This is a genomic window from Bacillus mobilis (genome assembly GCF_001884045.1).
GTDB lineage: Bacteria > Bacillota > Bacilli > Bacillales > Bacillaceae_G > Bacillus_A > Bacillus_A mobilis.
Genome location: NZ_MACF01000082.1, coordinates 32,538 through 59,334, shown reverse-complemented (window position 1 = coordinate 59,334; position 26,797 = coordinate 32,538). Strand labels below are relative to the sequence as shown.

Sequence of the window (26,797 nt, the reverse complement as noted above, 5' to 3'; positions counted from 1 at the left end):
AGTAAAAAACATAATATTAATACGGAAAAATATACTAATATGAGTTTTTGCATATTTCAAAAAATATTATATCCTTCAAAAAATTTTAATAGTATAATATGTTTTGTCATATTCTTTTAGATTTTTCGACAAAAAATAACATAAATAGAGAACGAATTGGGAGAAGGAATTATGTACACAAAACTATTAAAATCAATTACATCATTATCACTTATTGGTGGTGCTTTATTGTATACAAATGGCAGTGATGTGAGAGCTGCTGAGGCTGTTGTTTTTTCTGATGTGCCTACATCGCATTGGTCGTATCCGGCGATTAAAGATTTAGCGAGTAAAAATATTATTTCCGGTTATGGAAATGGGAAGTTTGGTTTCGGTGATGTTGCGACGAGAGAGCAAGTTGCAGCTTTAATTTATCGTGTGTTAGTACCGAATAAGCAAGGTGGTACGTTTAGTAATGACGGTGTTCGTTACGTATTACAAGATGGATCAACTTTAAACAATCCGTATCGAGATATTCGCTCAGGTTCAACATTGTTCCCTGAAGAGGTTTTAACGTTAACGAAATTAGGGATTTTTAAAGGTGATGCAAACGGTGGATTTAGACCGAAAGATTCTGTTAGCCGCGCAGAAATGGCGCAAATTCTTACAAACGCTTTCCAACTTTCTGCGAAACAAAAGCATACATTTAACGATGTTCCAAGTGGTTTTTGGGGTGAAAATGCAATTAGTGCAGTGCAATCAAACGGGATTGCTTCTGGTACAGGCGAAGGAAAATTTGAGCCATATAGTACGGTGAAACGTGAACAATATGCACAGTTTTTATATAATACTTTGAAATATAAAAAGCCTGAAGTTGCGGTGCAAGATACAGGGGATGCGGCATTATTAGCAGCATTCAAAGATGAAGTGCAAAAGCGTATTAATGCGTATGAAACGAATATTACACTTCCGTATAAAACGAAAAATAGTAATACAAAAGAAGTGATGAATACACTTTTTAACGCCTATAAAGAAGTTGCAAGTAAAAATGAGTATACAAATAATAATAGATCGAATGTTTCATATGGACTTTCTGGATCGCCTGGTAATTATACGTTTACGTTAAAGATTACATACCGTGAAACGAAAGAACAAACGGAATATGTAATGAAGCAAGCAAAGGCAATCGTTTCTTCGATTACTCAAGTTGGAATGGATGATCACGAAAAAGTGAAGGCGATTCATGATTATGTTGTAAAACACGTTTCTTATGATACGTCTTATAAAGCTTACACAGCATATGAAGCACTCGTAAATCGTTCTGCGGTTTGCCAAGGTTACGCACTATTAACCTATCAATTATTAAAAGAAGCTGGAATTGAGAATCATTTTGTAGTAGGAACTGGAGACGGTCAGCCTCATGCTTGGAACTTGGTGAAAATCGAAAACAAATGGTATCACCTTGATACAACATTCGATGATCCAGTTCCAGATGAACAAGGCCGCGTAACGTATTCTTATTTCAACTTATCTGACGAGCAAATTGCTAGAAATCATGAGTGGAACCGCGGGGACTATCCGCAAGCTACAACAAATTATTATAGTACATTAACAAATGAAATTGCGGCAGGTGGTACGAAAACAACTGCATATCAGCAAATATTAAAAGATACAAAGTTAAATTATTTAGGAAATGAATACATCGCAAATAACTATAATGAATTCAAAAATAAAATGCAGCAACGTTATAAAGAAAAGTCACCAAAGATTGAAATTCTTTATAAACAATCAATGGATGGTGCATTGCAAGATGTGAAAAAAGTAATTGGAGAAATCGGTTATCCGCAAGGGGCGAGCCGTGTTTCTTATAAAGCTGAACCGTATAATGCGAAAGAAGGATATTCTTTAGTGACGATTACGTTTATGTAAAAAAGCAACCTAGATTCCATGTTGGATCTAGGTTGCTTTTTTTTAACTTAATTTGACATATACAGTCTAACTGTATAAAATCAAACTATACAGTCTAACTATATAGTTTAGCTATATAGTTATCGTTACATTGGAGGTCTTTATGAATAGAGATAAAAATTTACCATTAACGGAAACAACGTATTACGTTCTTTTAGCGTTATTAGAGCCAGCTCATGGATATTTAATTATGCAAAAGGTGGAGGAACTGAGTAACCATCAAGTGAAAATCGCAGCGGGTACATTGTATGGTGCGGTTGAAAATTTATTAAAACAAGGGTTAATTGAATCGGTAAAAAGTGAAGATAAACGAAGAAAAGTGTATGTCATTACGGAACGCGGGAAAGAAGTATTGCACTTAGACTTTATGAGAATGCAGCAGATTATTGAGGTTACAAAAAGTTTATTACACGTATAGTTAGGGGGAAACGATGATGTGGAGATTGAAATTCTTTTTAGACTTTGAGAAAGAGGAAAAATGGTTAGAAGAGATGGCTTGGAAAGGCTATCAACTAGAAAGCACTACATTTGGTTATACATTCAGATATACAGAGCCGGAAGATGCGACGATTAGAATAGACCATAGAGTATTTAGTAGAAAAAGTGAATTTATTAATTACTGCACGTTATTTGAAGATAGCGGCTGGGAGCATATAGCTGGTAATCGGTGGACAGGTACGTACTATTTTAAAAAGATAAATGAAGAAAGTGAAGATGACATTTTTTCAGATCAAATGTCACGAGCAGGGAAGTATAAACGTCTATCTAAAACCTTTTTAGAATTAGCGATCTGTTATTTGCCGATATTATTTCTATTTATGTATAATAACACGATTAATGTAGAAGCATTTGTAAATCCGAAAGAACTATACTTGACACCTGGATTGTGGGATAAGCAAGGCGTATCATTTATATGGTCATTCTTATTTGAAACACCATTTGCATTAATGAGAGGATTGTTTTGGACATTTATCCCCGTTGCGACATGTATGTTTTTCATTTGCTCGTATAAAGCAAATCGGTTGTATGAAGAGAGAAGATGATAGGGGGTCCCCTTAAAGCTGATGCTTTGAGGGGATTTTTTAAATTTATAGATAGAATATTTAGTAATTTTTTACATTAATTCCTTTTCTTCATGTTTGGATGTGATATAATTTTGATAATATTCCTTAGGAGGATGATTATCATTCATATACTTTTAGGTATTATTGGAGCAATTGTTTTACTTGCATTTGTTATCCACCCCGGTGTCCCAGACAAACGTGTCCCTCTAAAAAATAAACTCGCAGTAATCCTTCCATTGATTGTTATATCCGGGTTAATTTCATTGTATATATAATTTGAAAAAGTACGTACTTTAATTTAGTAAAAACCTCACTAGAACTATCACTATGGCTTCTTCACGATAATTATAAACTAATTCTTTTTTTCGGTTCCTACGTAATATATAAGATATGCAATGTAAATTTTATTGATATGTTACACTGGCTTAGCATGTAGTTTTACCTTTAATTAATAGCTTGTTCTTTTATTAATCGCTGCATGGACTAGAAAAAGATCTAATATAAAAGACCAGCATATAAACTATTGTATTTCTCAATAAATAAAACAATTTAATGTGGTAAAATAATAGTTGGATGGGAGTCCAATATATATTATTAAAATTAAGATGGTTCAAGTCGGAGGAAGGCACCTTAAGGTGTCTTTTTCTTTTTTCTAAATAAGAGTTTTTCTTTAAAGAAGATAAATTTTCAATTGATGATTCCCATGAATATATAGATAAAGTTCATCCATATATTTGTAGAAAGGGGGAATTCAAATGAAGAGAGATGATAATAAGATTGGTCATTTTACATCTGAAAAAGGAAAAAAAGACTTTCAAATTGCCTACGATGAATCAATGGTGAGTTCTCTAGCGAAGTTAATGCCAGAATCCTTGATTTTATAGAAAAATATTCTAATGATAACTAAGTTGAAAGTGGAAAATATGTTGTAATAACAATTTTATCTATTTTCATAAATATGTATAATTACATAAAAATTCAGAGGAAAAGAGAGTATACTTTGATATTGTGTAATAAAGATAAGGCCCGCCTACGGAAATAGGTGGGCTTTTTTTTACATATAAAGAAAAGACACTCACATGAATGTCTTTCCGATAGTTTTTTAGCAGAAGCAAGCAGCTCCAACGATGATTAATAAAATAAACAATACAACTAATAATGCAAATCCTCCGGCGAAGCCACAGCCCATCATAGTTCCTCCTTTTAATAGGAGGGGAAAACTAAAGGTTCACTCATGTGTTTTAACGGATTCCATCTACTTTATGCTTTTACGAATGAATGGAGCAGGTCTTTTCCAAAATAGACTTATTTATTCTTAGAAAGAGTTCAAGGACAAAATAGGAGAATCTATATTATTCATTAAGAGGGAATAAATGAAAAACAAAATATCCAAAAATACAGATGGAAATCCGCTTTTATACCTTTCATTAAAATAATACTAGCATTATATATTATAAGGAATACTTGTCCTTAATTGTAAATGAAAGGGGGGAATTGATATGAGTTATGGCTATGGTCATCCTCCTGGAAAATGTCATAAACATCACAATGAAACTTTGTCAACGGGTGTATTACGTAGACATTCCGCTACGTTGTTTCTTACTGTGGAAGCTATGAATGTTGATCCAGATGATACTCATACAGTAACTGTTGAAATGTTTGATTGGTCATCGGGTTCTCCGGTATTGTTACCATTAGTAGACCCTTCAACACAAACATTGGCACCTAATCGATATGTTACTTTTCGTTCAGCAGCTCTTCCTCCAGGAGTTTTTGCTTATGAAGTAAGAATCATTCGTTCGAAAGATAGAGATGTTGTTACGAATGTTTTTGGTCTTAGTGCAATAGTATTTAACCCACAAGAAGGAAATAATGTTTTACAACATGATTTAGCAAAATTAGACCTTAAATAGATTTTATCCCGCGTTAACGGACAGTAAAACTCCCACCTCAAAATTCAGTTGGAGCAAAGAAGTTAGGTGGGAGTCGGGCTGTCCGTAAACGTCCGATTGGTGAGGGCTAATAATCAGTGGGGATGAAGAAAACCCCCACTGATTAAAGTTTCACTTTATAAAAATTTATTTATTGGACATGATTAAAAAAGAGTAGGATGTAATCCTACTCTTTTTTAACATCAATTATATTAGAATTTTAAAAGAAATCCTTCATCATTTTCGCATCTTTAATATTCACTACCACACCTTCAACCTTATCTTTCTTCTCATCTTTAGCAATCGTAATTTGCTCCTTATTATCAACCCACACAAGAAACTCTTTTTTCGTGTCATCTTTATATGTAACGGTAATCGTAGAATGCGCGGAGTCTCTCTTTTTTTGATCTAATGTAATTGATTTAGGAGTGCCTTTTTGGACTGCTGAAACGATTGATTGTATCATTTCTTCGTTATCTGTTTGAGATTTTGAAATGTTGTTATTTTTTGTGCTAAGTATTTCGATATCTGTAATATTTGCGGAGTTTAATTGAAAGGCACTTTGTTTCTGTTCTTGTTTAGCTTGTGGAGATTTGTCTGTAGCTGAGGTACTGGCACAGCCTATTAAAGTGAAAGATAGAGCGGTTAGAGCGCATATAGATATGATTTTTTTCATAGTATCCCTCCTTATGTTTAATTATAACAATTTTCCGTTAATTTAGGTAGTTATTGTAAGTAGATTTATTCTACTAGTTTTAGGATAGAAAAAATTCACATAACTTTTTTCATATTTTATGTTTAACATTTCGAAAATGGGTGTACTACATATAATATAACAAATAATTCATTTTAAAGGAGGAAGTTAAAGATGGAAACGAAGTATAGTAAACCTTTTGTATATGAATTTATTACGGAGAAAGAGGTCATGAATGCGGCAAATGATCTAGTGAAGAAAGGAATAGACCAAAAAGATATTTACGTATTAACACATGAAAAAGAAAGGACAGATAGAATTGCAGATAATGCAGACGTGAATACAATTGGGATAAAAGAGGAGGGACTTGGGACAAGCATTATTAACGTCTTTCAAAACACGGGAGATCAGTTAAGAAATAAGATGCAAGAGTTAGGGCTTAATGAGGAAGAAGCAAACTTCTACGAAGAAAAGCTGGATGAAGGAAAAATCTTGTTATTCGTTAAGGATTTAGAAAGAGTCGGTGAATGGTTACAAGAAAGAAGATGCATGTATACTCTTTAAATCTATAAATCTATTACGAAAAGGAGATTGTAAATATGAGTGAGAACGGACTAAAAGAACAAGTTAAAGGTAAGGTTGAAAAGACAAAGGGACAAGTAAAAGAAGGAATTGGTGAAGTTACAGATGATAGAGAGCTGAAAAATGAAGGGAAGTGGGAGAAGACAAAAGGAACTATAAAAGAAAAAGTCGGAAAAGTGAAACAAAAGATAAGTGATGGATTGGATCATAAAGAATAATACATGTTTATCAAGCTTTGGTTACACACCAAAGCTTGATAAATCCAATATAAAAATAATATAGGAGGTTTAATTGTGGGACTTATTATTACGTGTATTGTAGGTGGACTTATTGGTGCGTTAGCTGGAATGATTACAGGGAAAGACTTCCCTTTAGGTATAGTTGGTAATGTGATTGCTGGATTAATCGGATCTTGGGTAGGTAGTGCGTTATTTGGTCACTGGGGTCCTGAATGGGGAGGCATTTTCGTTCTTCCAGCGTTATTAGGTGCAATCGTCTTTATTTTAATCGTTACATTCTTTTCTAGAATGCTACGGAAAGCGTAAGTATGAGAACGAATAGTAATCTTAAGTTTATTATATATAGCTATAAAGTGAATGAACTGATAAATATACATAAAAAAGCATCCAATTAAACTAATTTGGATGCTTTTTTTATGTAATCTGCATAGGAATGAGTGGAGGATGAAGAACCCCCACTCATTAAAATTACACTTTCTATTATGTATTAAGCCATCGTTACCTTTTTACAATTATTTATTCTTACGACTTGCCTTGGTTCTATATGAGATAAGTCCTCATCATTACCTATATCAACTACAATTGTATTCGTTAGTATGTTAATAATGGAACCAACTAATTTTGTAGCATGATCGTGTCGATAAGAAAATTGAACGAAATCTCCCTTTTTAAAGTTGTGCTCTTCCATAGATAGATCCCCCTAAAAATAATGTTTATACATTATACATACACAAATTTACAAGGTTTAAACATTTTGTAGTATTTTTTAAGCATGAAGCTGGGAAAGGTGTAGAAAATTTATTTATAATTAAAAAATATGTTTAAAATTAATTTTTATGGGTAATTACATAGTAAGAGTTTGAGATAAGGGGGCGGAAATAATGAATTTGGCAGTAAATATTGTGCAAAATGATTTAGGTTATACGGTACAACTTAATGGTGAGATTGATGCGTATACGGCATCAGATTTAAAAAATAAGATCATGCCTATTGCAAGCAAGAAAGAGGTTCATATTGTAGTAGATTTTACTGAGGTAGAGTATATGGATAGTACAGGTTTAGGCGTGTTTATAGCTCTATTAAAAGCGGTTAAGAAAAATGATGGCAAACTAGAATTTATTGGTGTATCTAAAAGACTAAAAAGATTATTTGATATTACAGGGCTAACAGAAATATTAAATTTGAATTCCGATTTTGAAAAAGTAGAAAGAAGGTGACTAGGGATGATGGAGAAATTTGAAAAGATAGAAATGAAAATTCCTGCAAAGGCAGAATATGTGGCTATTATTCGTCTAACAATGGCTGGTGTTGCGAATCGAATGGACTTTGCTTATGACGATATAGAAGATATGAAAATTGCTATTAGTGAAGCATGTACAAACATTGTGCAACATGCATACAAAGAAGACGTTGGAGAAATTACAATTGTCTTTGGTCTATATGAAGATCGATTAGAAATTATGGTTGCGGATAATGGGGTTAGCTTTGATTTTAGCACTTTAAAAAGGAAAGTTGGTCCGTATGATATTAATAAACCAGTAGAACATTTGCCGGAAAATGGTTTAGGTTTATATTTAATCAATACGTTAATGGATGATATACAAATTATGCATGATGAGGGCATGACAGTTTTAATGACAAAATATATACAAAGAGAGCAGGTGGAGAATGATGGAAATCCAATCTCAACCTACAAATCTTACTAAAGAAGACGTTATTAAACTAATTGCAGACTTCCAACAAACCCAATGTGATGAAGCACAGGAAAGTTTGGTTAATCACTATAAAAACCTCGTACATTCCATTGCATATCGTTATTCAAAAGGTGGGCCGATGCATGAGGATATTATACAAGTAGGAATGTTAGGGCTTTTAGGCGCAATAAGAAGGTATGATTATTCGATAGGAAATGCTTTTGAGCCGTTTGCAATACCTACGATAGTAGGGGAAATAAAGAAGTATTTACGTGATAAAACTTGGGGCATTCATGTTCCAAGGCGAATTAAAGATTTAGGCGGGAAGATTAAACTTGCGATAGAGGAGCTAACAGATCGTTTGCAGCGTTCACCTAAGATTATAGAGATTGCGGATCATTTAGGACTATCCGAAGAGGAAGTGCTAGAAATTATGGATGCGAAAAATAATTATAGAGTATCTTCCTTAGATGATGTAGTTGAAAATTCATCTGATGGAAGTTCGGTAGCGAGAATCGAATCTGTAGGTGAAGTAGAGCAAGGATATGAAGAGACAGAAAGGCGTCTCGTTTTAAAGGATATTTTTAACGTATTAAATGATACGGAAAAGAGTGTTATTCATTATATATTTGGAGAAAATTTAAATCAAAAGGATACAGGGGAACGGTTAGGTATTTCACAAATGCACGTTTCTCGTATTAAAAGACAAGCGATAAGTAAATTGAAGCAAGCAGCATTTTTAGATACATAAAAATTTAAAAGAATTATGTTTAAAGCATGAGAAACGGGGTAGTTATTAAGTATAGGAGGAGATATAAAAATGTCACACGATGTGAAAGAACTAATCGAAGGATTGAATGAAGATTTAGCAGGAGAATACTCGGCAATTATTATGTATAACCATAATGCAGCTACAGTTTCTGGTATATATAGACAAGTTTTAAAACCTTTCTTTGAATCTGAAATTAGTGATGAACAGGGACATGCCCTATATTTAGCGGAGAAAATTAAGACGTTAGGTGGTACACCTACTACGATCCCTTTACCAGTGAAACGAGTAGAAGATGTTAGAGAAATGTTAGAAGAAGCTAGACAATCAGAATATGAAACAATTAAGCGCTATGAAACGAGAAAAGAACAGGCAGCGAAATTAAATATGACAGAGTTAGTTGTAAAGTTAGAAGATATGATCGCAGATGAAACAAATCATATGGAAGAATTTCGTCTTTTAAGTGACAAAGCAATGGTGTTAAATTAATTTATAGAGTGAAAGAACAAACTCTCATTTCTAGGGGGTTTGTTCTTTTGCTGTATAAATATGTTTGAGTAGGAAATTTTCATTTTGTAACTGAGTATGCAATACTAGAAAAATAGAAAATGATAATCGATTTATATTTTAAATAAGAAAAGGGGAAATAACTTGTGTCCATTTTAATTGTCGATGATAATCCGGTGAACATCTTTGTAATTGAAAAAATTTTGAAACAAGCCGGATATCAGGATCTTGTATCGCTTAATTCTGCACAAGAGCTTTTCGAATACATCCATTTTGGAAAAGATTCTTCCAGGCATAATGAAATTGATTTAATACTATTAGATATTATGATGCCTGAAATTGATGGACTTGAAGTTTGTAGGCGATTACAAAACGAGGAGAAGTTTAAAGATATTCCTATTATTTTTGTAACAGCTTTAGAAGATGCGAATAAATTAGCTGAAGCGCTTGATATAGGCGCAATGGATTATATTACGAAACCGATAAATAAAGTTGAATTGTTAGCGCGTATGCGTGTAGCATTACGCTTGAAATCGGAATTAAATTGGCATAAAGAACAAGAAGAAAACCTTCGTAATGAACTAGATTTAGCTACACAAGTACAAAGAAACTTATTAAGTAGCCCATTAAGGGAAGATCATATAAAAATTGAAGCAAGTTACTTACCTTCATTCAAACTAGCTGGAGATATGTATTATTGGTATAAAATCGATGAAAACCGCTACGGTATTATATTATTAGATGTGATGGGACATGGTATATCTGCTTCATTAGTTTGTATGTTTATCTCGTCTGTATTACGTGAAACGATTAAATCTTTAATCGATCCAGAACTTGTTATTAAAGACTTAAATAAATATATGACTCTTTTACATAATGAGAATGACAATATTCCATATTATTTTACAGCGATATATTTAGTAGTAGATACAGAAAAGAGAACGATTGAATATGTGAATGCAGGGCATCCTTCTGGATACGTTTTAGTTGATGAAGCGAATGTAGTGGAATTAAATCGAGGAAGTTGTGCAGTAGGATTTTTTGATGAAATAAAAGTTAAAAAGACCGTTATACCTTTTGAGAAGAACGCTCAAATCGTATTGTTTACAGATGGTGTTCTTGAAGCAATTGCAAATGATGAATTTGAGGCTGAAGAGAAATTACGTGCTTTTACAGAAAGAAAATGGGGAGATTTAGAAGAAGAGATAGAAGGGTTTTACAAGGAAGAACAGAAGAAAGCACAATCAGATGATATGTGCCTCATTATGATACAAGCGAATGCGAAATAAAAAGCGTATGAAATCCAAACAGAGGATTTCATACGCTTTTATTGTATTTTTTGATAGATTTGTTCGTTCGGATTAAATTGGATATAATGCGGCATTATATGTGAGAAACGGAGAGTTTCTTTATTTCCTAAACATAGGAATCCATTGTGACCTAAACTTTCATAAAATAGTTGCTGTACTTGGTTTTGAAGTTGACTCGTAAAGTAAATTAAAACGTTACGGCAAAGTATAATATGAAATTCATTAAAAGATTGATCAGTTACTAAATTATGCTGCGCAAAAATAATGTTTTGTAAAAGAGATGGATTAAAATAAGCGAAACGATTATCTGTTGAATAATAGTTAGAAAATGCTTGTGTACCACCAGCTTGTAAATAGTTTTTCGTATAAGTTTGCATTTTATTTAACGGAAGGATACCCTGTTTTGCTTTCTCTAACACATCTGTATTCATATCTGTTGCGTAAATAACAGCTTTTTCACTTAATCCTTCTTCGTGAAGTAAGATGGACATGGATAATACTTCTTCACCAGTTGCGCATCCAGCGTGCCAAATTCTAATTTCAGGATACTTTTTTAATTCAGGAATCACATGCTCTCTTAGTGCTTTAAAAAAGTTAGGGTTACGGAACATTTCAGTTACGTTAATGGAGAAATCATTTAATACCTGTTCTAAAAATCCTTCCTCATGAATTACTTTTTCAATTAATTTTGAAATGGTAGGGATATTAGAGAGCTGCATTCGATTACAAATTCTTCTATAAATAGATGTGCGAGCATATTGGCGAAAATCGAAGCCAGATAGTTTAAATACTGCTTCCAATAGTAATTCAATTTCTAAGTTCGTACGCTTATCCATATCTACAGATGGATCAAAATTATAATACTTATTTTCCACTTAAACTAAACCTCACTTATTTTATTAACCATACACTCATTACCGAATAGAGTTGATGTAAATTTAATGGTTTACTTATATAATCTGAAGCGCCAGCAGATAAACATTTTTCTTTATCATTTGGCATTGCTTTAGCAGTTAATGCGATAATAGGTATTTCATGTAACCCTAAGTTCATTCGGATATGTTCCATCGTTTCATAACCGTCCATATTCGGCATCATAATATCCATTAAAATAAGGTCAATATTTGTATTGTTTTTTAGTATGTCTAAACACTCTATGCCGTTTTGTGCAGTAATAATGTTGGCATGTTGTTTTTTTAATGCATTTTGTAATGCAAATATATTGCGATGATCATCATCGACAATTAAAATAGTTTTCTCTTGGAAGACGTTATTTGTTTCTGGCGTCAAGATAGTTTCCTCGACAACTTCAGCAGGAATAACATCTTCTATCGTTGCTGCGACTTCTAGGTTGGATACTTGTATATCAGTTAACCCATTTGGAAGGTTAGGAATATATACGGTGAAAGTACTGCCTTCTCCTACATTACTCTCTAACGTAATCCAACCACCTAACAATTTAGCAAACTCTTTACAAATAGATAACCCTAAGCCTGTACCACCATATTTCCGAATCGTTGCGCCATCTGCCTGTTGAAAGGCTTCGAAAATGAGTTGATGCTGTTCTTTTGCGATACCAATACCAGTATCTTTTACCGAAATTGTAATCCAATCATTACTTATAGACTGCATATCATGACTTAAATTAGTTGTTTCTATCGAATCGAAATGTAAAGAGACGGATCCTTTTTCCGTGAATTTAAATGCATTGGATAATAAGTTTTTAATAATTTGTTCAATCCGCTTTGCATCTGTATAAAACAAATCAGGAATAATATCACTGTCTTTAATAGTAAATTCGACATTTTTTTGTGCAGCTATATGTAAAAAGTTTTGATGCATATTTGCTGCCATATCACTTATGTTCGTTGCTTCAAAAATGATGTCTAGTTTGCCGGCTTCTACTTTAGATAAATCTAGTATGTCATTAATTAAAGTAAGTAAATCTTTTCCTGATGAATGAATAACAGTTGCTAATTCAATTTCATCATCGGATAAATGATTATCATGATTTTCTCTTAACATTTCGGATAATAGTAAGATACTATTTAATGGTGTGCGTAATTCATGTGACATATTTGCTAGAAATTCTGATTTGTATTTTGAGCTACGTAATAACTCACTTGCTTTTTCTTCTAATTCTGATTTAGTAATTTGTAAGTCAGCTGTCTTTTGCTCCGCCTCTTCCGTTCTAGACTCTAGTTGTTCATTCGTTGTTCTTAATTCTTCGGCTTGCATTTGTAGTTCTTCAGCTTGTGTTTGCAATTCTTCTGATTGAACTTGCAACTCTTCTGTCATTGCTTGTGATTCATGTAAAAGAGTTTGAATTCGCATACGTCCCATAATACTATGGATTGTTAAACCTAGGTTATCAACAGTTTGTTGAATTAAGTCTTGATGTAAGTCTGAAATCTCAGTTACACTTACTAACTCCATTACTGCGATCACTTCATCTTCAAATAAGATAGGGATAACTAATAGGTTTTTAGGGCGTATTTCTAATAATCCGCTAGTAACATAACGAAATTCTTCTGGTATGTCTCGAAGAATAAAACTTTGTTTTTCTAAAGCACACTGCCCAATTAAACCTTCCCCCATTTTAATGGATTGTTTTCCAACATCAGAACTTTGATCGGCGAAAGAAGCTTTCTTCACATAGTAGACAGTGTCTTCAATTTCTTCACGTACATAAAATGCACCGCAAGAAGTTTGCGTTTTTTGTATCATTCCACTAAGAATTTTGTTACCTAACATTTCAATAGAAGATACACCTTGATACTTTAAAATTAACTCTGCAAGCTCAGTTTGTAGCCACTCTCTTTTCGATATCTCGTCTAGTAAATGGTTCGTTGTATGAGCCAAATCTTTTATTTCATCATGGCTGTTCACATGAATTCTTTCCGTAATTTTTTCTTTAGAAGAAATGGATTTAATAGCTTGAATTACATTTTTAATCGTTTTTGTAATGGAATTCGAAATATAAAGTGAAATGATAATAGAAATACAAGAAAGTAAGAACAATAAACTGTATAACCAAATCTCTAATTTATTATTTTCGGTATCTAATTGTGCAGCTCTTTTCTTCGTTAGTTGCTCCTCAACACTACGAAAGTTCGTTACCTGCGATTGTAGTGACTGAATTTGAGTCGTATCGATTGCTTGTACGTTATTACTATTGTGATTTGTAATGAGTGGGTGGATCTCTTTATTAATCCAACTAGTAATGTTTTCATTAATCTGTTTTAACTTTTCTTGCTGAGAGGGGTTATCCTCTAATAGAGCTAAAAGATCTTGATAATGTTTTTCGTAATCCTTTTCCGCAGCGTTAAGGGATTGAACGTAATTTGCATCATTAGAAGTGATAAATCCTTTCGCTTTATTTTCAATTGTTAACAATTCTTTCTCCACTTGATTCGTTAAATTAAGTACTTTGAAATCGTGCTCAATAATAAAATTACGAGATTTTTGTAAATTAGAAATCTCATTGTTTAACATAATGAAAGAAATAAGTAAGAACAAAATGATAACTAAATAACCAGCCATAATTTTGTAGCGAATACTAAATTTTGCTTTCGAGTTCATTAAAAATTCCTACCTTCAAGGTTATTAAAAGTTTTCAATTGTAAAGAATAAAAAACGTAATATATATTATATCAGTTTTCGTAAGGCCAAACTAGAAATCCCCCTATTGTATTAGGGGGTCTCTTTTTGAATTGAGGAAATCATTTTGAAATATAAAATTATATATGAAAAGTAACAATCGAGGGAATAGGGGGATCATAAAACTTTTAAGAAGGAAAGAGTGTTCTTAAAGCTTTTTTTGCATCTATTCCTTCAAAGATAAATAATACAAGTTCTTTCTTTTTGACAGTAAGGAAAAAAGATACTAATGTGCTTAAGTTTTTAATGGAAGTAAGTGTTCCGTGTTTACTTATAAATAAATTCGTTTGAAAGCTTGTCATTAAAGCGTAAAAATGATGAATCTGCGTTATTGTAGGTGTTTCATTATAAAGAATAGTGGTAGATTGGATTGCATTCATTGAAATATTCCTTTCCATATAATAAGCATAACAATATAAACATACCCGTTTTAAAAAATGTTAAACATATAAATAAGAAAAAATATAATTATAGTTTTTTATGTTTAGAAAGGGTTACGAAGGGTATACATAAACTACAAAGAGATTGACTGAAGATGAATTGTAAGATTTCTAGTCTATAAAAATATACTTTTACTTTAAATAAAAAGGAGTCTGGTATACATGAATGAACTGATGATTGATATTACATTTGATTTAATTTACTTGTTAAGTAGTTCGCTTGTACTGCTTTTACTATTCGCTTTTTTCATAAATGGTTATGTTAATAAGAAGATTAGTGTATACAGAAATGAAGAAAGATAAAGATACATGATATAAAACTTTAGGAGGTTAATAGTTATGAATGTAGATAGAAAAATAGTAGGTGTTTTTAGAACCATCGATGATGCGGCATTCGTTATTAATGAATTAAGTGATAAAGGATATCCAGCTGATAATATTTCAGCTATTGCAAAGGATCAAAAGGAAATTGAACATCTGGAAGAAAAATCGGGTGAAAAAGTGAATCATGAAACCGCACATAAAGCGGATATCTTTTCAGCGACAGGACTTGTGGCAGGAGGAGTAGCAGGCGGACTCGGAGGTTTATTAACAGGTCTTGGTGTACTTGCCATTTCTGGAATGGGTCCAATCGTAGCGGCAGGACCTATCGCAGCAGCTATTGGAGGAGCCGGTATTGGCGGAGGAGCTGGAAGTTTAATAGGAGCATTTATCGGCTTAGGAATCCCTGAGGAACATGCTAAGAAATATGAAGAATACATTTATGATGGAAATATATTAATTTTAGTAGATGCAAAACTAGATGATAAGTTAGAAATTTATAAAATATTTGATAAGCACAATGCGTATAACTCGGATTTCTTTAAATAATATGTACGTCACATATTAAACATAGTGAATATCGTTTTTTGATCTTACAACTTTGGCGCGGCCGAGGAGTCGTATGACTATAAGAGAGGAAGGGCTTATAGTAAAAGATCAAGTTCTATTACGTTACCCCGCTATTTGTGGGCAGTAAGCCCCCCACTGATTAAAGTTTCACTTTATTGAAAAGGAAAGAGGTGTCTTTTCGTGATTGTAAAAATAGTAAAGGATAGTAGTAATAGTTTCCTTTGTACGGTTCAAAACAAAAATGGAGAGAAGTATGTGAAGAAATGGTTTAATAAACAGGAAAATAAGGGGGAATTAGGGCGACCAACTTTTAAAGAAGTAGAAAAGGATTGGAAAGAAAATAGAGAATCGTTTATGTATCCAAATATTAAAGCGCTTTATTAAACATAATAGACGTTTTATTCTTACAAAATTGTCACACTCCTGTAAGGTAATTCAATAGATTAGATACTTTTTCCATGGCATAATAAAGACATAAGAAAGCTTATTCAAACTACAACTTATTAGGAGAGTGTCAGTCATGATTGTAACAACAACGTCTGGAATTCAAGGTAAAGAAATTATTGAGTATATCGATATTGTAAACGGTGAAGCTATTATGGGTGCAAATATTGTCCGCGATTTATTCGCTTCTGTTCGTGATGTTGTCGGTGGTCGTGCTGGTTCTTACGAAAGTAAGCTAAAAGAAGCTCGTGATATCGCAATGGATGAAATGAAAGAACTTGCAAAACAAAAAGGTGCGAACGCTATCGTTGGTATTGACGTAGATTACGAGGTTGTTCGTGATGGAATGTTAATGGTTGCTGTAAGTGGTACAGCTGTACGTATATAAGTAAATAAAAAACAGGCTCACCCCTTGAAGCTTATGCTTTGAGGGGTTTTTTTTGTTTTATGACTAACGTTGACAAGAAATTATAATTACATATGTTCAAAGTGGGCAAAACGTTATTGTAAAAAATGCTAGGATTGCTCCTAGCATTTCGTGAGGGGGTATTGCACGGGAATTTAGGTAATAAGCAGACACACTTGCTTATTTCAAATGTAGTATATATTGTTTTCAAAGGGAAAAGTAAGAAATACAACAATCTTTATATATGTTTAACGAAGGTGCTAATTATATGACAAATAATAAAATTGTTATTTGAGGTAAGAAAAGGTGTATAGGATGTGGAAGGTAAGTTGATAGCATTGATGCAAAAATAAAGGACAGTACATATTGTATATGACTACTATGTACTGTCCTGATTATTCTTTTTGGATTATGAAAAGTTATCTCCTGTCTTACTATAAATTTCATAGGCGAAATAACCAAATAAATAGCCTATTCCAGATCCTAAACTAACTGAAAGCAGGGAGAAGTCCGGGAAAAACATGCCGAAAATCAAACCGATTATACAGCCGACAAGCATTCCTATAGGTATGAGACTATCTAATAAGTTTTGAGCTTCTTTTGATTTTTTCTTACCTAATTTTCCGTTCTTATATTTATGTTCCAATCTTTTAATTACAAATACTACAATTCCTCCTACTATTAAAACAGGCGCAATTGCCGTAATGAGCCACATGTTAGAAGCTCCTTTCGTTTTTAATTAAATTATACCATATATTAACATTTAGAATTTAAGCGGAGACAAGATCTTCTGCATTTCTTTTCCTTTTGTTCATAGCTAAAGTTAATAGGAATAAAATGAAGCTTAAAAGTGCCATTATAATAAAAACTTGCGTATAACCATTAAAGTAGTCACGAGCGATTCCTGCTAGGACAGGAATGAATCCGCCCATAATATATCCTCCTGACTGCATCATAGCAGTCCATGCACTTGCATCTTCTGAAGTTTTTGTTTCATATAGCGGCAGCATGAGAGCGAGTGGAAATACGCCACCGAGCCCGATGCCTAGTAGGATAGAAGGGATCCATGGTGTAGTTAATGGGTAAATCATAAGCAATAAACCTACGAGTACAAAGCATATACTCCCTAATAACCAAAGTGTTCGGTTTTTATAAATATCCGCTAATGTTGGAATTAAAAAGCTACATATCATTTGGATCACTGTAAAAACAGTTATAAGAGTACCCGCTTGTTCGCTGCTCACACCCATACTTTGATTTGCTGGCGCAAGCCAAGTCGTAATGGAATAAAAGATTCCTGATTGTAGCCCGAAAAAGATTGTGAATAACCACGCTTTTTTATTTCTTAAAGGTAAGCTATTATTCTTTTTATTTTGTGTACTCGTATTCTTTTTTCGTTTCATAACAGGATACCAAAACATAATAGCGACAATAGTTAGTACACCCCAAAAAGCGAGTGCCATATTCCAAGATCCTTTTAATACATGTTGTAAAGGAATCGTTAACCCTGCACTTAAAGAAGCACCAGTTCCCATACCTACTGAGTATATGCCAATCATTAAGCCGATTTTCGTAGGGAATTTTTCTTTAATAAACCCTGATAGTAACGGACCTGCAAGTGCAATTCCAATACCGATAAATAAAGCGCTCACGAATAATGTGGAAATGGAAAAGGTAAAAGCTCTCACACATGTTGCCAAGCCAATTAAAATAAGACAAGCCATAATTGATTGTTCTGCCCCGTATTTTTTAATTACCTTCCCAGTCAGTAAGGCGAATGTCCCCATACAAAAAACAGGAATAGCTGTTAAAAAACTAACGGAGAAATTGCTTATGTGTAAGTCTTGTCGGATTGTTTCTAGTAAAGGTGAAACAGATGTAATTCCGATACGTAAATTAATGGAAACAAAAAATAGTGCTAGTATATACAAATAAGTTCGTTCTTGATGTTTCAATTTCATTTTCTCCTCTCTTAAACATCAGATGTTATTGGGTATATCATCTGATGTTTGTGTGTAATAGATAAGGAGCTTATTTCAGCTCCAAATTTTGAATAGCGTATGTTCGTGCCTCTTCAGTATTTTGTTTTAAAATAGCTTGGAATAACTTTTCATGAATGTCAGAGTTATCTTCATAGTTCGCTGTATTTAATATGAATTGGCTTAAAATGTGGCGAAGGGCAGGTACGAAGGATTGATACAAATCAAGTAGAACTTCGTTTTTACTCGCCTTTGCAATGGCTAGATGAAACTGAATGTCTGCATCTATGTATGCTACATAATTTCCTTCTTGAAGGGCATTTTTTCTTTTACTCAAATGTCCTTTTAAGTATAAAAGATCCTCGTCACTTCGGCGCTGTGCCGCTAACATTGCTACTTCTTTATCTAACATATTTCGTGCTTCATACACATGATGTATATTAGCTGCTTGCAGTCGTTTTTCAAATGAATCTTGCGTTGTATTGAGTGAGATAATACGAGTGCCTTGTCCTTGTCGAACTTCTAATATGCCAGCATGTACTAATATCTTTATGCTTTCTCGCAGCGTTGAACGCCCTACCCCTAACTCTTCCATTAATTGCGGCTCTGTAGGGAGGCGATCGCCAACTTCATACTCGCCAGAAAAGATTTTCTCTTGTAGACGTTCCAACACTTCATCGACTAATTTCCGCCGAGAAACTTTTGAAAAAGATTTCTTTTCGTTCATATTCATCTGCTCATCTCCTGTTATATTCGTTTTTATGATAACCAATTTAAGTTCGGTTGACAATGTTATTTTTTAGGTAGTTGAAGTCAGGATACTAAAGTAGGATTTATTAGACATAAAAAAATCTATTTTGAGAAAATCAATCAAAATAGATTCTTCAATTGCATTTAATAACTAGTCAAAAACACTTTCCCTTTCATTTTCTCAGCAGACTGCACAACATCAACTGCCGCTTTCACATCCGCTAAGTCATATGTAGAATGGACTTTCATAAAACATAATTGCTTATTTTCCACTAAGCGAATTAAGTGACGAAACGTTTCTTGCCATTTATATGGTGACACTTCATTATTCCAATGTCGTAAATGAAATATGTTCGCGTGCACTTTTGCTTTCGTGACAATCTCTGCCCAGTTCACTTGTATTCCTGATAGAAGACCGATCGTTAAAAAGTGACCGTTTGGACGTAAGGAGAAAGCTAATGCATTTCCATCTGGTCCTCCGATAGAATCAATCGCAGCATCTGCACCAATCCCGTTTGTTAATTCCATAACGGTTTCGTAAAGCGGGGCAGTGGAAGTATCAATTACATGTGCAGCACCAAGGCGCAGTAACTCTTCTGTATGCTTATTATTTCTTGTAACAGCAATTAATCGGAAGTTTAAAATTTGTGATAACTGCGCAAATAGATGTCCAATAGCGGACCCACAAGCATTCACTAATAAAACGTTATTACTCTGTAAGTTTAGCGTTTCTGTACATGTAACCCACGCCGTAAGAGGATTAATATACATTTGTGCCGCTGTGAAATCATCAATGGAATCTGGAATAGGGACTACAAAATCAGCTGATGTCTTCACATACTCTTGCCAAGTACCTTCTCCGCGTAACGGTAAAACACGTTTACCGATAAGGTCTCTCGTAACGCCCACACCTATATCTTCTACAATACCAACACCTTCATAACCAGGTATGTTAGGTAACGGAATTCTATGTGCGTACGCTCCGGTGACCGGAATTAAGTCAGATGGATTAATCGGCCTAACTAGCATACGGACTAAAACTTCATTATCTTTTAATGGTTCTATATGTTTATGTTCAACTTGTAATACATCTTTTGGGTTGCCAAACTTGTGAAATTGAATGTGTTTTCCGTGCACGATAAATGTTCCCCCTTAGTGTAGTTAAGTGTATTATAGCATTTGTATTTCAATTGCTTATTTAATTTGAACGAATGAATTTCGATTAGGAGAAATGTTTGGTGCTCTCGTATTCAAGATAATTCACCCTTTACTAGTCGGATTTATGAGAAAATATCGTTTAGTTAACGCCTTTTGAGACGGATACTTTTTTGTTGTTATTCGACAAGATATGACAAAGGGAAGATAGCACATCTGATATGATGAAATTGTAAATCTTACATATTATCATTAATAGAAATGTTTAATAGGTAAAATTTTTGATTTTGGGATTAATTGCTTTAATTTTAGTTTCATGATGGAAAAGGAAGTTAAATTAAAAGCTGAATAGTTAAAAGCACTCAAATGAGTGCTTTTATTTTGCCTTCCCAAATACAATTTAACAATTACGCATAAATGGAGGAATCAGCATGAACAAAAAGGTAATCGGAGGAATTTTAGGTGTTATTGTAATCATCATAGCTCTTGTGAGTATGAACGTATTACAAAAAAACGCTAAAGAAGCCGAAGAAAAAAAGAAGCGTGAAGCTAGTTATGTTCAAGCAGCGGCGGAATTTTATGATAATATCGGACTAATGGGATTTGTTGCTGATCATGTTTTACCACAATATTCACAGGCCTGGTCTAAAGCTATTGATGATCGCCGAGATTTTAATATAGCTGTAAATGCTAAGAAAAAATCAAATGATACAATAATTTCCCAAGCATCTGTAATATATAATGATATGGAAGGGCAATTAAAAACTGTTTCTGAAGCTGCAAAAGAAAATCCAGATAAGTATAAAGAACTTTATGATGAATACAAAAAGATGTATGGAACCATTACATCTTTAAAGGAACAAACTGAATCACCTAGTGGGACCTTAATGACATTTAACCAAAATGCAAATATGTTATTTCAGGAATACAAGAAGTATAAAGGAAATATCGATGTGGTTGTATCTGAGGATATAAAAAGTGAAGTTGAAAAGTTAAAAGAAAAAAACAAGAAATAATTAAAATCGTAATTGAAGTTTTCAAAAGCAAGAAGCTACTTTAAAAGTAGCTTCTTCTATTTTTTATTAAGCCGAAGCTTTCTTCATTCTCTCAAGTAAACTAGATAACACATGTGTACGATATGATTCTAGTTTTTTACCTTCGTAAGTACGAATACCTAATTTTTTAAGTTCTTTTACATACCAACCTTTGCTTCCGAAATACATGTGATCACTCCCCTTCAACTTTGTTTTTATTTGTTCTGATTGTACTTGGAGGTACAGGTAATATAATGAAGGAAATGAATTTCGCGCGAAAATGGTTAACTTTGTTGCAAAAGACATATATACTAAGGATAGTATATAACGAGGTGGGCAAGATGTGATTATAGAGAAGCACGAAATTCAAATTGACCAAATTACGAGCGGTAAAGTGAATATCTTTACTTTCTATAGAAATAGAAAGCAAGTTGATGATTATTTTTTACGATTGCAAGAACCATCGCTTACAGCAAACTACTTCTTCCATTTTCATTTTGATGCAGAGAGCTTACATCTACTGCAGGAAGAGTTTCCAAGCGTATATCCGTACGACGGTAGTGAAACGATTCACAACTGGACGGAAAAGATGAAAGCAGAATTGCAACATCAGATCCAAACAGGAAAATGGAATAAGCGCGTACGTATCGGTAATCGCATTCTAGATGTGGCGTTTACGTGGTGTGACGAAGATATAGTAGAGTGAAAAAGAAGCGGATGACGCTTCTTTTTTTAGCGCTGGAATAAAACGAGCTTACCTGCAGAAGATGTGCAGCGATGTGTTTTTTCATACAATCCTTTTTCTTGTAAAATAGATTCACCTTTTGCTTTCGCTTCTTTTTCAGTTGCCGCCTCGAATGATTCATCTAATGCTTTAGAACCATCTTTTTCAAAGACTGTTAGAACGTATACTCCCATGAAAATTCCCTCCAATAATAAAAATCAGAATCTTATAACTATTTTGGCATAAATCACTAGAATATGCAAAGAAATATATGACATTGCGTGGTACAATAAGGTGAAACTTTAATAAGCGGGGGTGTCTATTCATTCCTACTTATTAAAGTTTTCAGCAATTTTAATGTTGATAAAATGAAACTTTTGAAACATAGAAAGGATCGTTATTTGTGAAACAAGTGAAGTTTATACATGCGGCTGATTTGCATTTGGATAGTCCGTTTAAAGGAATGGAGATGAATGTTGCGCAGTCTGTTTGGGAAAGAATGAAGCAAAGTACGTTTGAATCGTTCGAACGTATTGTTGATAAAGCGATTCAAGAGCGCGTTGATTTCGTATTACTAGCCGGGGATTTGTATGATGCGGAGACGAGAAGTTTGAGAGCGCAAGTGTTTGTGCGCGAGCAAATGAAGAGACTTTCGCAGTACGATATCCCTGTTTTTATTATTCACGGTAACCATGATCATTTAGGGGGAAGCTGGGCAGCAATTGAGTTTCCGGAAAATGTTCATGTGTTTACGGAGCCTTATGTAGAAGAGAAATCGTTTTATAAAAATGGTGAGCTAGTAGCTTCTATTTACGGGTTTAGTTATTTGCAGCAAGCGGTAACGGATAATATGACAGCGCAGTATACGAAAATGAGTGATGCGCCTTTTCATATTGGCATGCTTCACGGAAGTGTGGAAGGAGATGCAGAGCATAATCGCTATGCACCGTTTCAAATTCGTGAGCTAAAAGAAAAGCAGTTTGATTATTGGGCTCTCGGCCATATACATAAACGTGAAATTTTATCAGAAGAGCCGTGCATTATTTATCCAGGAAACATACAAGGGCGTCATCGTAAGGAGACAGGGGAAAAGGGTGCGTACTTGATTGAACTTACGAAACAAGGAACGCAATGTTCATTTTTCCATACGGCAGATGTTTTGTGGGATGAGATAGAAGTGAGTATCGATGGGATTGAAACTGTCGATGAACTTATGACTGTGATATCAAGTGCGATGAATGAATGCCGAAGAGAAGAAGAAGGGACGCTTTTAACTGTCGTATTTACAGGGCAGGGACCACTTTCTCCTTATTTACGTGATGAAAAACGTGTAGAAGAGATTTTTCATATTTTAGCAGCTGGCGAAGAGCGAAAAGACTTCGTATATGCGATGAAATGGAAAAATGAGACGGTTTCGTTTGCAGAAATCGAGCGTTTGAAAGAAGAAAATCATTTCGTCGGTAGTGTGCTAAAAGAGTTAGAAGCTTTCACTAATATGGATGGCGTGTTGCGCACAATTTGGACATCTCCTGTAGCGCGTAATAGTATTGAATCTTTTACAGAAGAAGAGAAGAAAGAGATTCAAAAGGAAGCAGAAAATATTATTTTAGAGCAATTATTCCAGCAAGAGAGGGATAAAAAATGAGAATTGAAAAACTCCATATTTATGGGTACGGAAAATTAGAAAATGTGGAAATGGATCTTTCATTGCTGACTGTTTTATATGGTGAAAATGAAGCGGGGAAATCGACAATTCGCTCATTTATGAAAAGTATTTTATTCGGTTTTCCGACGAGAGGACAGCGCCGTTATGAGCCGAAAGAAGGCGGAAAGTATGGCGGTGCGATGACTGTGCAAACAGAGAAGTATGGCCGTTTGAAAATTGAACGATTGCCAAAGACGGCAGCTGGTGAGGTGACCGTTTATTTTGAGGACGGGAAAACGGGCGGCGAAGAAATTTTACACGATATATTAAGCGGGATGAATGAAAGTTTATTTGAATCGGTCTTTTCATTTGATATGCACGGCCTTCAAAATATTCATCAGCTCGGCGAAGCGGATATCGGAAATTATTTATTTTCAGCAAGCGCAGTCGGAAGTGATGCGTTATTACAGCTAGATAAAAAGCTAGAAAAAGAAATGGATCAGCGCTTTAAGCCGAGTGGTCGTAAACCTGAAATTAACGTGTCACTGCAAGAGATGAAGAAGCTTGAAGAGAAGATGAAAGAATGGCAAGGGAAAATTGGCACGTATGAAAAGCAAGTGGAGCAGTTAAAAGAAAGTGAAGAGAAACTTGCTGCTGTTCGCTTTGAAAAAGAGAGTGCAGAAAAGCGAAAGCAAGATTATGAAATATTAGCAGTGCTCGAACCACTCGTTATTGAAAAGCGTGCGCATGAGAAAGTGTTAGAAAACGAGAGCGGGCAGTTTCCTGTAAACGGGATGGCACGTTATGAAGCGATTAAGGCGAAGATGGAGCCGCTTCAATTACAAGTGGATTCACTCTATAAAAAAATAGAGACTGTGCAATCGGAAATGGAATCGATTCAAATAGATGAAGCGTTTTTACAAAAAGAAAGTTATGTAGAAGAACTTCGTATGCAGCACATGTCTTATGAAAATGCACGTCAAGAAATGCGTGATGTGACAGGAACGATTACGAATATAAAAGAAGAGCTGGCAGAACTAGAGCAACAAATCGGTGCTACGTTTGAAAAAGAAACAGTCCTGTCGTTTGATATGAGTTTGGCAACGAAAGAGTTAATTACGCAAGCAGTGCAAAAGGCGCGTGAATTAGAAACGCAAAAAGCACAGCTCGATGATCGTTTTAAAGTAGCGCAGGAGCAATTAGAAGAACAAGAAGAAAACATAAGACAGATTAAGCAACAAATGTTAGCAGATGAAGAGCGAAATGCGTTAGCTGAGAAAGAGAAGTCGTTCCAAGATGCGGCATTTATCGGCATGGGCGCAGAGAGAATGAAGCGTAAGTACGAGGAAAAAGCAGGAGCGGCTATGCAAAAGAAAAAGCAGTGGCAAAAAGTTTGTCTTCTGTTACTTCTTATTAACACAGTCGTTTTATTCACAAGCTTATTTATAGACAATCGCCCGCTCTTATTTATTAGTGTCATTATTTTTGTGGGAATTGTTCTTGCCCTCGTTTTATATAAAGATCCGTCAAGTGGATTACAAGAAGAGCTTCTTACTCTTCAGCAAAGTGCTGGCGGGAGACATAGTGAAGAAGCGATGTCTGTGCGCTATGAGTTAGAAAAAGATGAAGAGATTCGTAAGCTATTTGAGCGTGAGTCATATAAGTTACAACAAATGGAGCGAGCGTATGATAAAGTCGTTTCATCCTATGAGGAGTGGGAGCGAGAAACGTTCCGCATTAGCGAACAAGTAAATGTGTATAAAATGCGCTATACGTTCCCTGAATTTTATACGTATGCGCACATATTGCCGGCGTTTGAGCGTATGGAAAAAATGCAGCAATTATATCGTGATTTAGAGAAGAAAAGTGAGCGCAAATCTTCATTATATGAAATGATTTCGCATTTTGAACATAAACTAGAAACTGTTATCGGTAGTGCAGAGTATAGTAAGCTGCACGAGGCACAAATCCGTATGCAAAATGAGAAAGAAAAGCGCCAAACTTGTAAGCAGCTAAAAGAGAAGCTCACGGAATGGCAAGAAGAGTATGAGTTCATGCAAGAGCAATTAAAACAACTGTTAGTAGAACGAGATGGATTATGGCATATCGCACATTCTACAGATGAAGAGATGTTTTTAGAAGCGGGTAAACTATCGGAAAAACGTGAAGATGCTGAGAAGCAAGTAGGGCGTTTATTACCGCAAATTGATCTATTAGAACAGCGTTTAACGAGTTTATCATTAGCTGAACATTATGAGGCTGACGGTTATGATGAGAAATTAAAGCAAGAAATGACAGCCGCGCAAAACTGTCTTACAAAGGAAAAAGAACTGACAGAGCGCATTGCGAAGCATCGTATGGAAATTGCGAATTTAGAAGAAGGAAGTACGTACGGTGATTTAATGCACGAGTGGGAAATGAAAAAAGCGCAAGTGCGTGAACAAGTGAAGAAGTGGGCTGCGTATGCGGCCGCAAAGACAGTGTTAACGAAAACGAAGCAATATTATCACGAAGTACATCTTCCTCGTATTTTACAAAAATCAGAAGAGTACTTTGTGTATTTAACAGGCGGACGATATAGTAAAATCTTTTCACCGTCAGAGGCAGAGCCGTTCATCGTTGAACGTAACGATGGTATGCGTTTTTACAGTCATGAGCTAAGCCAAGCGACAGCGGAGCAGTTATATTTATCGCTGAGATTTGCATTAGCGAAAACATTTGAGCATGATTATCCGTTTATTATTGATGATAGTTTCGTGCATTTTGATGCGGTAAGGACGAATCGTACGATTGAGCTAATAAAGGAAATTGCGAAAGACAGACAAGTCATCTTCTTTACATGTCATGCGCATTTACTAACGTATTTTACAGAAAAACAGATTATAAAATTAGTGCGTAAGCGTAAAGAAAATGAGTTGTAGTGTGCTATACT

At 34.4% G+C, this 26,797-nt stretch carries 32 protein-coding genes and 1 pseudogene; 21 read left to right on the top strand and 12 right to left on the bottom strand.

Features of this window, described 5'->3' with window-relative positions; all coding sequences use genetic code 11:
* The first annotated feature begins 171 nt into the window (after positions 1-171).
* The 4 genes and pseudogenes from BAQ44_RS14830 to BAQ44_RS14815 form a co-directional block, all read left to right on the top strand.
* Complete coding sequence (locus BAQ44_RS14830) at positions 172-1,908, top strand: S-layer homology domain-containing protein (protein WP_071722119.1); 1,737 nt, start codon at positions 172-174, stop codon at positions 1,906-1,908.
* Positions 1,909-2,050: 142 nt separating this feature from the next.
* On the top strand, positions 2,051-2,365 hold the full coding sequence (locus BAQ44_RS14825) for a PadR family transcriptional regulator (RefSeq protein WP_071722117.1): 315 nt from the start codon (positions 2,051-2,053) through the stop codon (positions 2,363-2,365).
* Between the two features lie 13 nt (positions 2,366-2,378).
* Complete coding sequence (locus BAQ44_RS14820; RefSeq protein WP_071722115.1) at positions 2,379-2,990, top strand: DUF2812 domain-containing protein; 612 nt, start codon at positions 2,379-2,381, stop codon at positions 2,988-2,990.
* Positions 2,991-3,766: 776 nt separating this feature from the next.
* Positions 3,767-3,850: pseudogene (locus BAQ44_RS14815) on the top strand (carboxylesterase); the annotation flags it as partial.
* Between the two features lie 263 nt (positions 3,851-4,113).
* On the opposite strand, the gene BAQ44_RS14810 reads toward BAQ44_RS14815, so the two are convergent.
* Positions 4,114-4,203, bottom strand: a complete 90-nt coding sequence (locus tag BAQ44_RS14810; protein WP_071722112.1) for a YjcZ family sporulation protein — start codon at positions 4,201-4,203, stop codon at positions 4,114-4,116.
* Positions 4,204-4,510: 307 nt separating this feature from the next.
* Here BAQ44_RS14810 and BAQ44_RS14805 point away from each other — a divergent pair, with 307 nt between their 5' ends.
* Positions 4,511-4,924 (top strand): hypothetical protein, encoded by a 414-nt coding sequence (locus BAQ44_RS14805; RefSeq protein WP_000120201.1) that lies wholly within the window; start codon positions 4,511-4,513, stop codon positions 4,922-4,924.
* Positions 4,925-5,162: 238 nt separating this feature from the next.
* Here BAQ44_RS14805 and BAQ44_RS14800 read toward each other — a convergent pair whose 3' ends face one another.
* Positions 5,163-5,618 (bottom strand): lipoprotein, encoded by a 456-nt coding sequence (locus BAQ44_RS14800; protein WP_071722110.1) that lies wholly within the window; start codon positions 5,616-5,618, stop codon positions 5,163-5,165.
* 192 nt (positions 5,619-5,810) lie between these two features.
* Here BAQ44_RS14800 and BAQ44_RS14795 point away from each other — a divergent pair, with 192 nt between their 5' ends.
* The 3 genes from BAQ44_RS14795 to BAQ44_RS14785 all read left to right on the top strand — a co-directional run bounded on the left by BAQ44_RS14795 (position 5,811) and on the right by BAQ44_RS14785 (position 6,763).
* Positions 5,811-6,200: a YflT domain-containing protein gene (locus BAQ44_RS14795; RefSeq protein ID WP_063260039.1), complete on the top strand. Its 390-nt coding sequence runs from the start codon at positions 5,811-5,813 to the stop codon at positions 6,198-6,200.
* A gap of 35 nt (positions 6,201-6,235) precedes the next feature.
* Entirely contained in the window at positions 6,236-6,436 is a 201-nt protein-coding gene (locus BAQ44_RS14790; RefSeq protein ID WP_063260038.1) for a CsbD family protein, read from the top strand.
* A 75-nt stretch (positions 6,437-6,511) separates the two neighbouring features.
* Positions 6,512-6,763, top strand: coding sequence for a GlsB/YeaQ/YmgE family stress response membrane protein (locus BAQ44_RS14785; protein WP_000522903.1), 252 nt, complete (start codon positions 6,512-6,514; stop codon positions 6,761-6,763).
* A 181-nt stretch (positions 6,764-6,944) separates the two neighbouring features.
* On the opposite strand, the gene BAQ44_RS14780 is transcribed toward BAQ44_RS14785, so the two are convergent.
* Positions 6,945-7,145 (bottom strand): hypothetical protein, encoded by a 201-nt coding sequence (locus tag BAQ44_RS14780; protein WP_063260037.1) that lies wholly within the window; start codon positions 7,143-7,145, stop codon positions 6,945-6,947.
* 193 nt (positions 7,146-7,338) lie between these two features.
* Here BAQ44_RS14780 and BAQ44_RS14775 point away from each other — a divergent pair, with 193 nt between their 5' ends.
* From BAQ44_RS14775 to BAQ44_RS14755, 5 genes are all read left to right on the top strand, one after another.
* Positions 7,339-7,674 (top strand): STAS domain-containing protein, encoded by a 336-nt coding sequence (locus BAQ44_RS14775; RefSeq protein ID WP_071722108.1) that lies wholly within the window; start codon positions 7,339-7,341, stop codon positions 7,672-7,674.
* A gap of 6 nt (positions 7,675-7,680) precedes the next feature.
* Positions 7,681-8,163 carry an anti-sigma B factor RsbW gene (gene rsbW / locus BAQ44_RS14770; protein WP_000970213.1) on the top strand — a complete coding sequence of 161 codons (483 nt, stop codon included), beginning with the start codon at positions 7,681-7,683 and terminating at the stop codon, positions 8,161-8,163.
* Positions 8,126-8,902, top strand: a complete 777-nt coding sequence (gene sigB / locus BAQ44_RS14765) for an RNA polymerase sigma factor SigB (RefSeq protein ID WP_071722106.1) — start codon at positions 8,126-8,128, stop codon at positions 8,900-8,902. The genes rsbW and sigB overlap by 38 nt, the downstream gene beginning before the upstream one ends.
* 69 nt (positions 8,903-8,971) lie before the next feature.
* Positions 8,972-9,409 (top strand): ferritin-like domain-containing protein, encoded by a 438-nt coding sequence (locus BAQ44_RS14760; protein ID WP_071722104.1) that lies wholly within the window; start codon positions 8,972-8,974, stop codon positions 9,407-9,409.
* A gap of 164 nt (positions 9,410-9,573) precedes the next feature.
* Positions 9,574-10,716, top strand: coding sequence for a fused response regulator/phosphatase (locus BAQ44_RS14755; RefSeq protein WP_071722102.1), 1,143 nt, complete (start codon positions 9,574-9,576; stop codon positions 10,714-10,716).
* A 38-nt stretch (positions 10,717-10,754) separates the two neighbouring features.
* Here the strand turns inward: BAQ44_RS14755 and BAQ44_RS14750 are convergent, their stop codons facing one another.
* From BAQ44_RS14750 to BAQ44_RS14740, 3 genes are all read right to left on the bottom strand, one after another.
* Positions 10,755-11,612 carry a CheR family methyltransferase gene (locus tag BAQ44_RS14750; RefSeq protein ID WP_063260031.1) on the bottom strand — a complete coding sequence of 286 codons (858 nt, stop codon included), beginning with the start codon at positions 11,610-11,612 and terminating at the stop codon, positions 10,755-10,757.
* 16 nt (positions 11,613-11,628) lie between these two features.
* On the bottom strand, positions 11,629-14,319 hold the full coding sequence (locus BAQ44_RS14745) for an ATP-binding protein (protein ID WP_071722100.1): 2,691 nt from the start codon (positions 14,317-14,319) through the stop codon (positions 11,629-11,631).
* A gap of 206 nt (positions 14,320-14,525) precedes the next feature.
* Positions 14,526-14,777 carry a hypothetical protein gene (locus BAQ44_RS14740; protein WP_071722098.1) on the bottom strand — a complete coding sequence of 84 codons (252 nt, stop codon included), beginning with the start codon at positions 14,775-14,777 and terminating at the stop codon, positions 14,526-14,528.
* Positions 14,778-14,999: 222 nt separating this feature from the next.
* Here BAQ44_RS14740 and BAQ44_RS31060 point away from each other — a divergent pair, with 222 nt between their 5' ends.
* The 4 genes from BAQ44_RS31060 (at position 15,000) to BAQ44_RS14725 (ending at position 16,560) form a co-directional block, all read left to right on the top strand.
* Positions 15,000-15,140 carry a hypothetical protein gene (locus BAQ44_RS31060; protein WP_081110292.1) on the top strand — a complete coding sequence of 47 codons (141 nt, stop codon included), beginning with the start codon at positions 15,000-15,002 and terminating at the stop codon, positions 15,138-15,140.
* A 36-nt stretch (positions 15,141-15,176) separates the two neighbouring features.
* Entirely contained in the window at positions 15,177-15,707 is a 531-nt protein-coding gene (locus BAQ44_RS14735; RefSeq protein ID WP_061678684.1) for a general stress protein, read from the top strand.
* 201 nt (positions 15,708-15,908) lie between these two features.
* Positions 15,909-16,112 carry a DUF4028 family protein gene (locus BAQ44_RS14730; RefSeq protein WP_071722095.1) on the top strand — a complete coding sequence of 68 codons (204 nt, stop codon included), beginning with the start codon at positions 15,909-15,911 and terminating at the stop codon, positions 16,110-16,112.
* 136 nt (positions 16,113-16,248) lie between these two features.
* The gene (locus BAQ44_RS14725) at positions 16,249-16,560 is read left to right on the top strand and encodes a YbjQ family protein (protein WP_000637510.1); all 312 of its coding nucleotides are present in this window, start codon (positions 16,249-16,251) and stop codon (positions 16,558-16,560) included.
* A gap of 427 nt (positions 16,561-16,987) precedes the next feature.
* Here the strand turns inward: BAQ44_RS14725 and BAQ44_RS14720 are convergent, their stop codons facing one another.
* The 4 genes from BAQ44_RS14720 to BAQ44_RS14705 form a co-directional block, all read right to left on the bottom strand.
* Positions 16,988-17,293, bottom strand: coding sequence for a hypothetical protein (locus BAQ44_RS14720; protein WP_071722090.1), 306 nt, complete (start codon positions 17,291-17,293; stop codon positions 16,988-16,990).
* A 55-nt stretch (positions 17,294-17,348) separates the two neighbouring features.
* Positions 17,349-18,539, bottom strand: coding sequence for an MFS transporter (locus BAQ44_RS14715; RefSeq protein ID WP_071722088.1), 1,191 nt, complete (start codon positions 18,537-18,539; stop codon positions 17,349-17,351).
* 70 nt (positions 18,540-18,609) lie between these two features.
* Entirely contained in the window at positions 18,610-19,290 is a 681-nt protein-coding gene (locus BAQ44_RS14710; protein WP_071722086.1) for a FadR/GntR family transcriptional regulator, read from the bottom strand.
* Between the two features lie 161 nt (positions 19,291-19,451).
* A complete protein-coding gene (locus BAQ44_RS14705; protein ID WP_071722084.1) occupies positions 19,452-20,447 on the bottom strand; it encodes a zinc-dependent alcohol dehydrogenase family protein in 996 nt (331 codons plus the stop codon).
* A gap of 446 nt (positions 20,448-20,893) precedes the next feature.
* On the opposite strand from BAQ44_RS14705, the gene BAQ44_RS14700 reads away from it, so the two are divergent.
* Positions 20,894-21,478: a hypothetical protein gene (locus BAQ44_RS14700; protein WP_071722082.1), complete on the top strand. Its 585-nt coding sequence runs from the start codon at positions 20,894-20,896 to the stop codon at positions 21,476-21,478.
* A gap of 66 nt (positions 21,479-21,544) precedes the next feature.
* Here BAQ44_RS14700 and BAQ44_RS14695 read toward each other — a convergent pair whose 3' ends face one another.
* A complete protein-coding gene (locus tag BAQ44_RS14695; protein ID WP_000273536.1) occupies positions 21,545-21,685 on the bottom strand; it encodes a YflJ family protein in 141 nt (46 codons plus the stop codon).
* Positions 21,686-21,839: 154 nt separating this feature from the next.
* Here BAQ44_RS14695 and BAQ44_RS14690 point away from each other — a divergent pair, with 154 nt between their 5' ends.
* Positions 21,840-22,202, top strand: a complete 363-nt coding sequence (locus BAQ44_RS14690; RefSeq protein WP_071722080.1) for a hypothetical protein — start codon at positions 21,840-21,842, stop codon at positions 22,200-22,202.
* A gap of 26 nt (positions 22,203-22,228) precedes the next feature.
* On the opposite strand, the gene BAQ44_RS14685 is transcribed toward BAQ44_RS14690, so the two are convergent.
* The gene (locus tag BAQ44_RS14685; protein WP_000539551.1) at positions 22,229-22,414 is read right to left on the bottom strand and encodes a YhzD family protein; all 186 of its coding nucleotides are present in this window, start codon (positions 22,412-22,414) and stop codon (positions 22,229-22,231) included.
* A 209-nt stretch (positions 22,415-22,623) separates the two neighbouring features.
* Here BAQ44_RS14685 and BAQ44_RS14680 point away from each other — a divergent pair, with 209 nt between their 5' ends.
* A complete protein-coding gene (locus BAQ44_RS14680) occupies positions 22,624-23,865 on the top strand; it encodes a metallophosphoesterase family protein (protein ID WP_071722078.1) in 1,242 nt (413 codons plus the stop codon).
* Positions 23,862-26,786 (top strand): ATP-binding protein, encoded by a 2,925-nt coding sequence (locus tag BAQ44_RS14675; RefSeq protein WP_071722076.1) that lies wholly within the window; start codon positions 23,862-23,864, stop codon positions 26,784-26,786. Before BAQ44_RS14680 ends, BAQ44_RS14675 begins: the two co-directional genes overlap by 4 nt.
* The last annotated feature ends 11 nt before the right edge of the window (positions 26,787-26,797 follow it).

Bases quoted from the DNA above. Each gene is read 5' to 3' on its own strand.
- BAQ44_RS14830 (WP_071722119.1), top strand. From the start codon at position 172: ATGTACACAAAACTATTAAAATCAATTACATCATTATCACTTATTGGT.
- BAQ44_RS14825 (WP_071722117.1), top strand. From the start codon at position 2,051: ATGAATAGAGATAAAAATTTACCATTAACGGAAACAACGTATTACGTT.
- BAQ44_RS14820 (WP_071722115.1), top strand. From the start codon at position 2,379: ATGATGTGGAGATTGAAATTCTTTTTAGACTTTGAGAAAGAGGAAAAA.
- BAQ44_RS14810 (WP_071722112.1), bottom strand. From the start codon at position 4,203: ATGATGGGCTGTGGCTTCGCCGGAGGATTTGCATTATTAGTTGTATTG.
- BAQ44_RS14805 (WP_000120201.1), top strand. From the start codon at position 4,511: ATGAGTTATGGCTATGGTCATCCTCCTGGAAAATGTCATAAACATCAC.
- BAQ44_RS14800 (WP_071722110.1), bottom strand. From the start codon at position 5,618: ATGAAAAAAATCATATCTATATGCGCTCTAACCGCTCTATCTTTCACT.
- BAQ44_RS14795 (WP_063260039.1), top strand. From the start codon at position 5,811: ATGGAAACGAAGTATAGTAAACCTTTTGTATATGAATTTATTACGGAG.
- BAQ44_RS14790 (WP_063260038.1), top strand. From the start codon at position 6,236: ATGAGTGAGAACGGACTAAAAGAACAAGTTAAAGGTAAGGTTGAAAAG.
- BAQ44_RS14780 (WP_063260037.1), bottom strand. From the start codon at position 7,145: ATGGAAGAGCACAACTTTAAAAAGGGAGATTTCGTTCAATTTTCTTAT.
- BAQ44_RS14775 (WP_071722108.1), top strand. From the start codon at position 7,339: ATGAATTTGGCAGTAAATATTGTGCAAAATGATTTAGGTTATACGGTA.
- rsbW (WP_000970213.1), top strand. From the start codon at position 7,681: ATGATGGAGAAATTTGAAAAGATAGAAATGAAAATTCCTGCAAAGGCA.
- sigB (WP_071722106.1), top strand. From the start codon at position 8,126: ATGATGGAAATCCAATCTCAACCTACAAATCTTACTAAAGAAGACGTT.
- BAQ44_RS14760 (WP_071722104.1), top strand. From the start codon at position 8,972: ATGTCACACGATGTGAAAGAACTAATCGAAGGATTGAATGAAGATTTA.
- BAQ44_RS14745 (WP_071722100.1), bottom strand. From the start codon at position 14,319: ATGAACTCGAAAGCAAAATTTAGTATTCGCTACAAAATTATGGCTGGT.
- BAQ44_RS14740 (WP_071722098.1), bottom strand. From the start codon at position 14,777: ATGAATGCAATCCAATCTACCACTATTCTTTATAATGAAACACCTACA.
- BAQ44_RS31060 (WP_081110292.1), top strand. From the start codon at position 15,000: ATGAATGAACTGATGATTGATATTACATTTGATTTAATTTACTTGTTA.
- BAQ44_RS14735 (WP_061678684.1), top strand. From the start codon at position 15,177: ATGAATGTAGATAGAAAAATAGTAGGTGTTTTTAGAACCATCGATGAT.
- BAQ44_RS14725 (WP_000637510.1), top strand. From the start codon at position 16,249: ATGATTGTAACAACAACGTCTGGAATTCAAGGTAAAGAAATTATTGAG.
- BAQ44_RS14720 (WP_071722090.1), bottom strand. From the start codon at position 17,293: ATGTGGCTCATTACGGCAATTGCGCCTGTTTTAATAGTAGGAGGAATT.
- BAQ44_RS14715 (WP_071722088.1), bottom strand. From the start codon at position 18,539: ATGAAATTGAAACATCAAGAACGAACTTATTTGTATATACTAGCACTA.
- BAQ44_RS14710 (WP_071722086.1), bottom strand. From the start codon at position 19,290: ATGAATATGAACGAAAAGAAATCTTTTTCAAAAGTTTCTCGGCGGAAA.
- BAQ44_RS14700 (WP_071722082.1), top strand. From the start codon at position 20,894: ATGAACAAAAAGGTAATCGGAGGAATTTTAGGTGTTATTGTAATCATC.
- BAQ44_RS14695 (WP_000273536.1), bottom strand. From the start codon at position 21,685: ATGTATTTCGGAAGCAAAGGTTGGTATGTAAAAGAACTTAAAAAATTA.
- BAQ44_RS14685 (WP_000539551.1), bottom strand. From the start codon at position 22,414: ATGGGAGTATACGTTCTAACAGTCTTTGAAAAAGATGGTTCTAAAGCA.
- BAQ44_RS14675 (WP_071722076.1), top strand. From the start codon at position 23,862: ATGAGAATTGAAAAACTCCATATTTATGGGTACGGAAAATTAGAAAAT.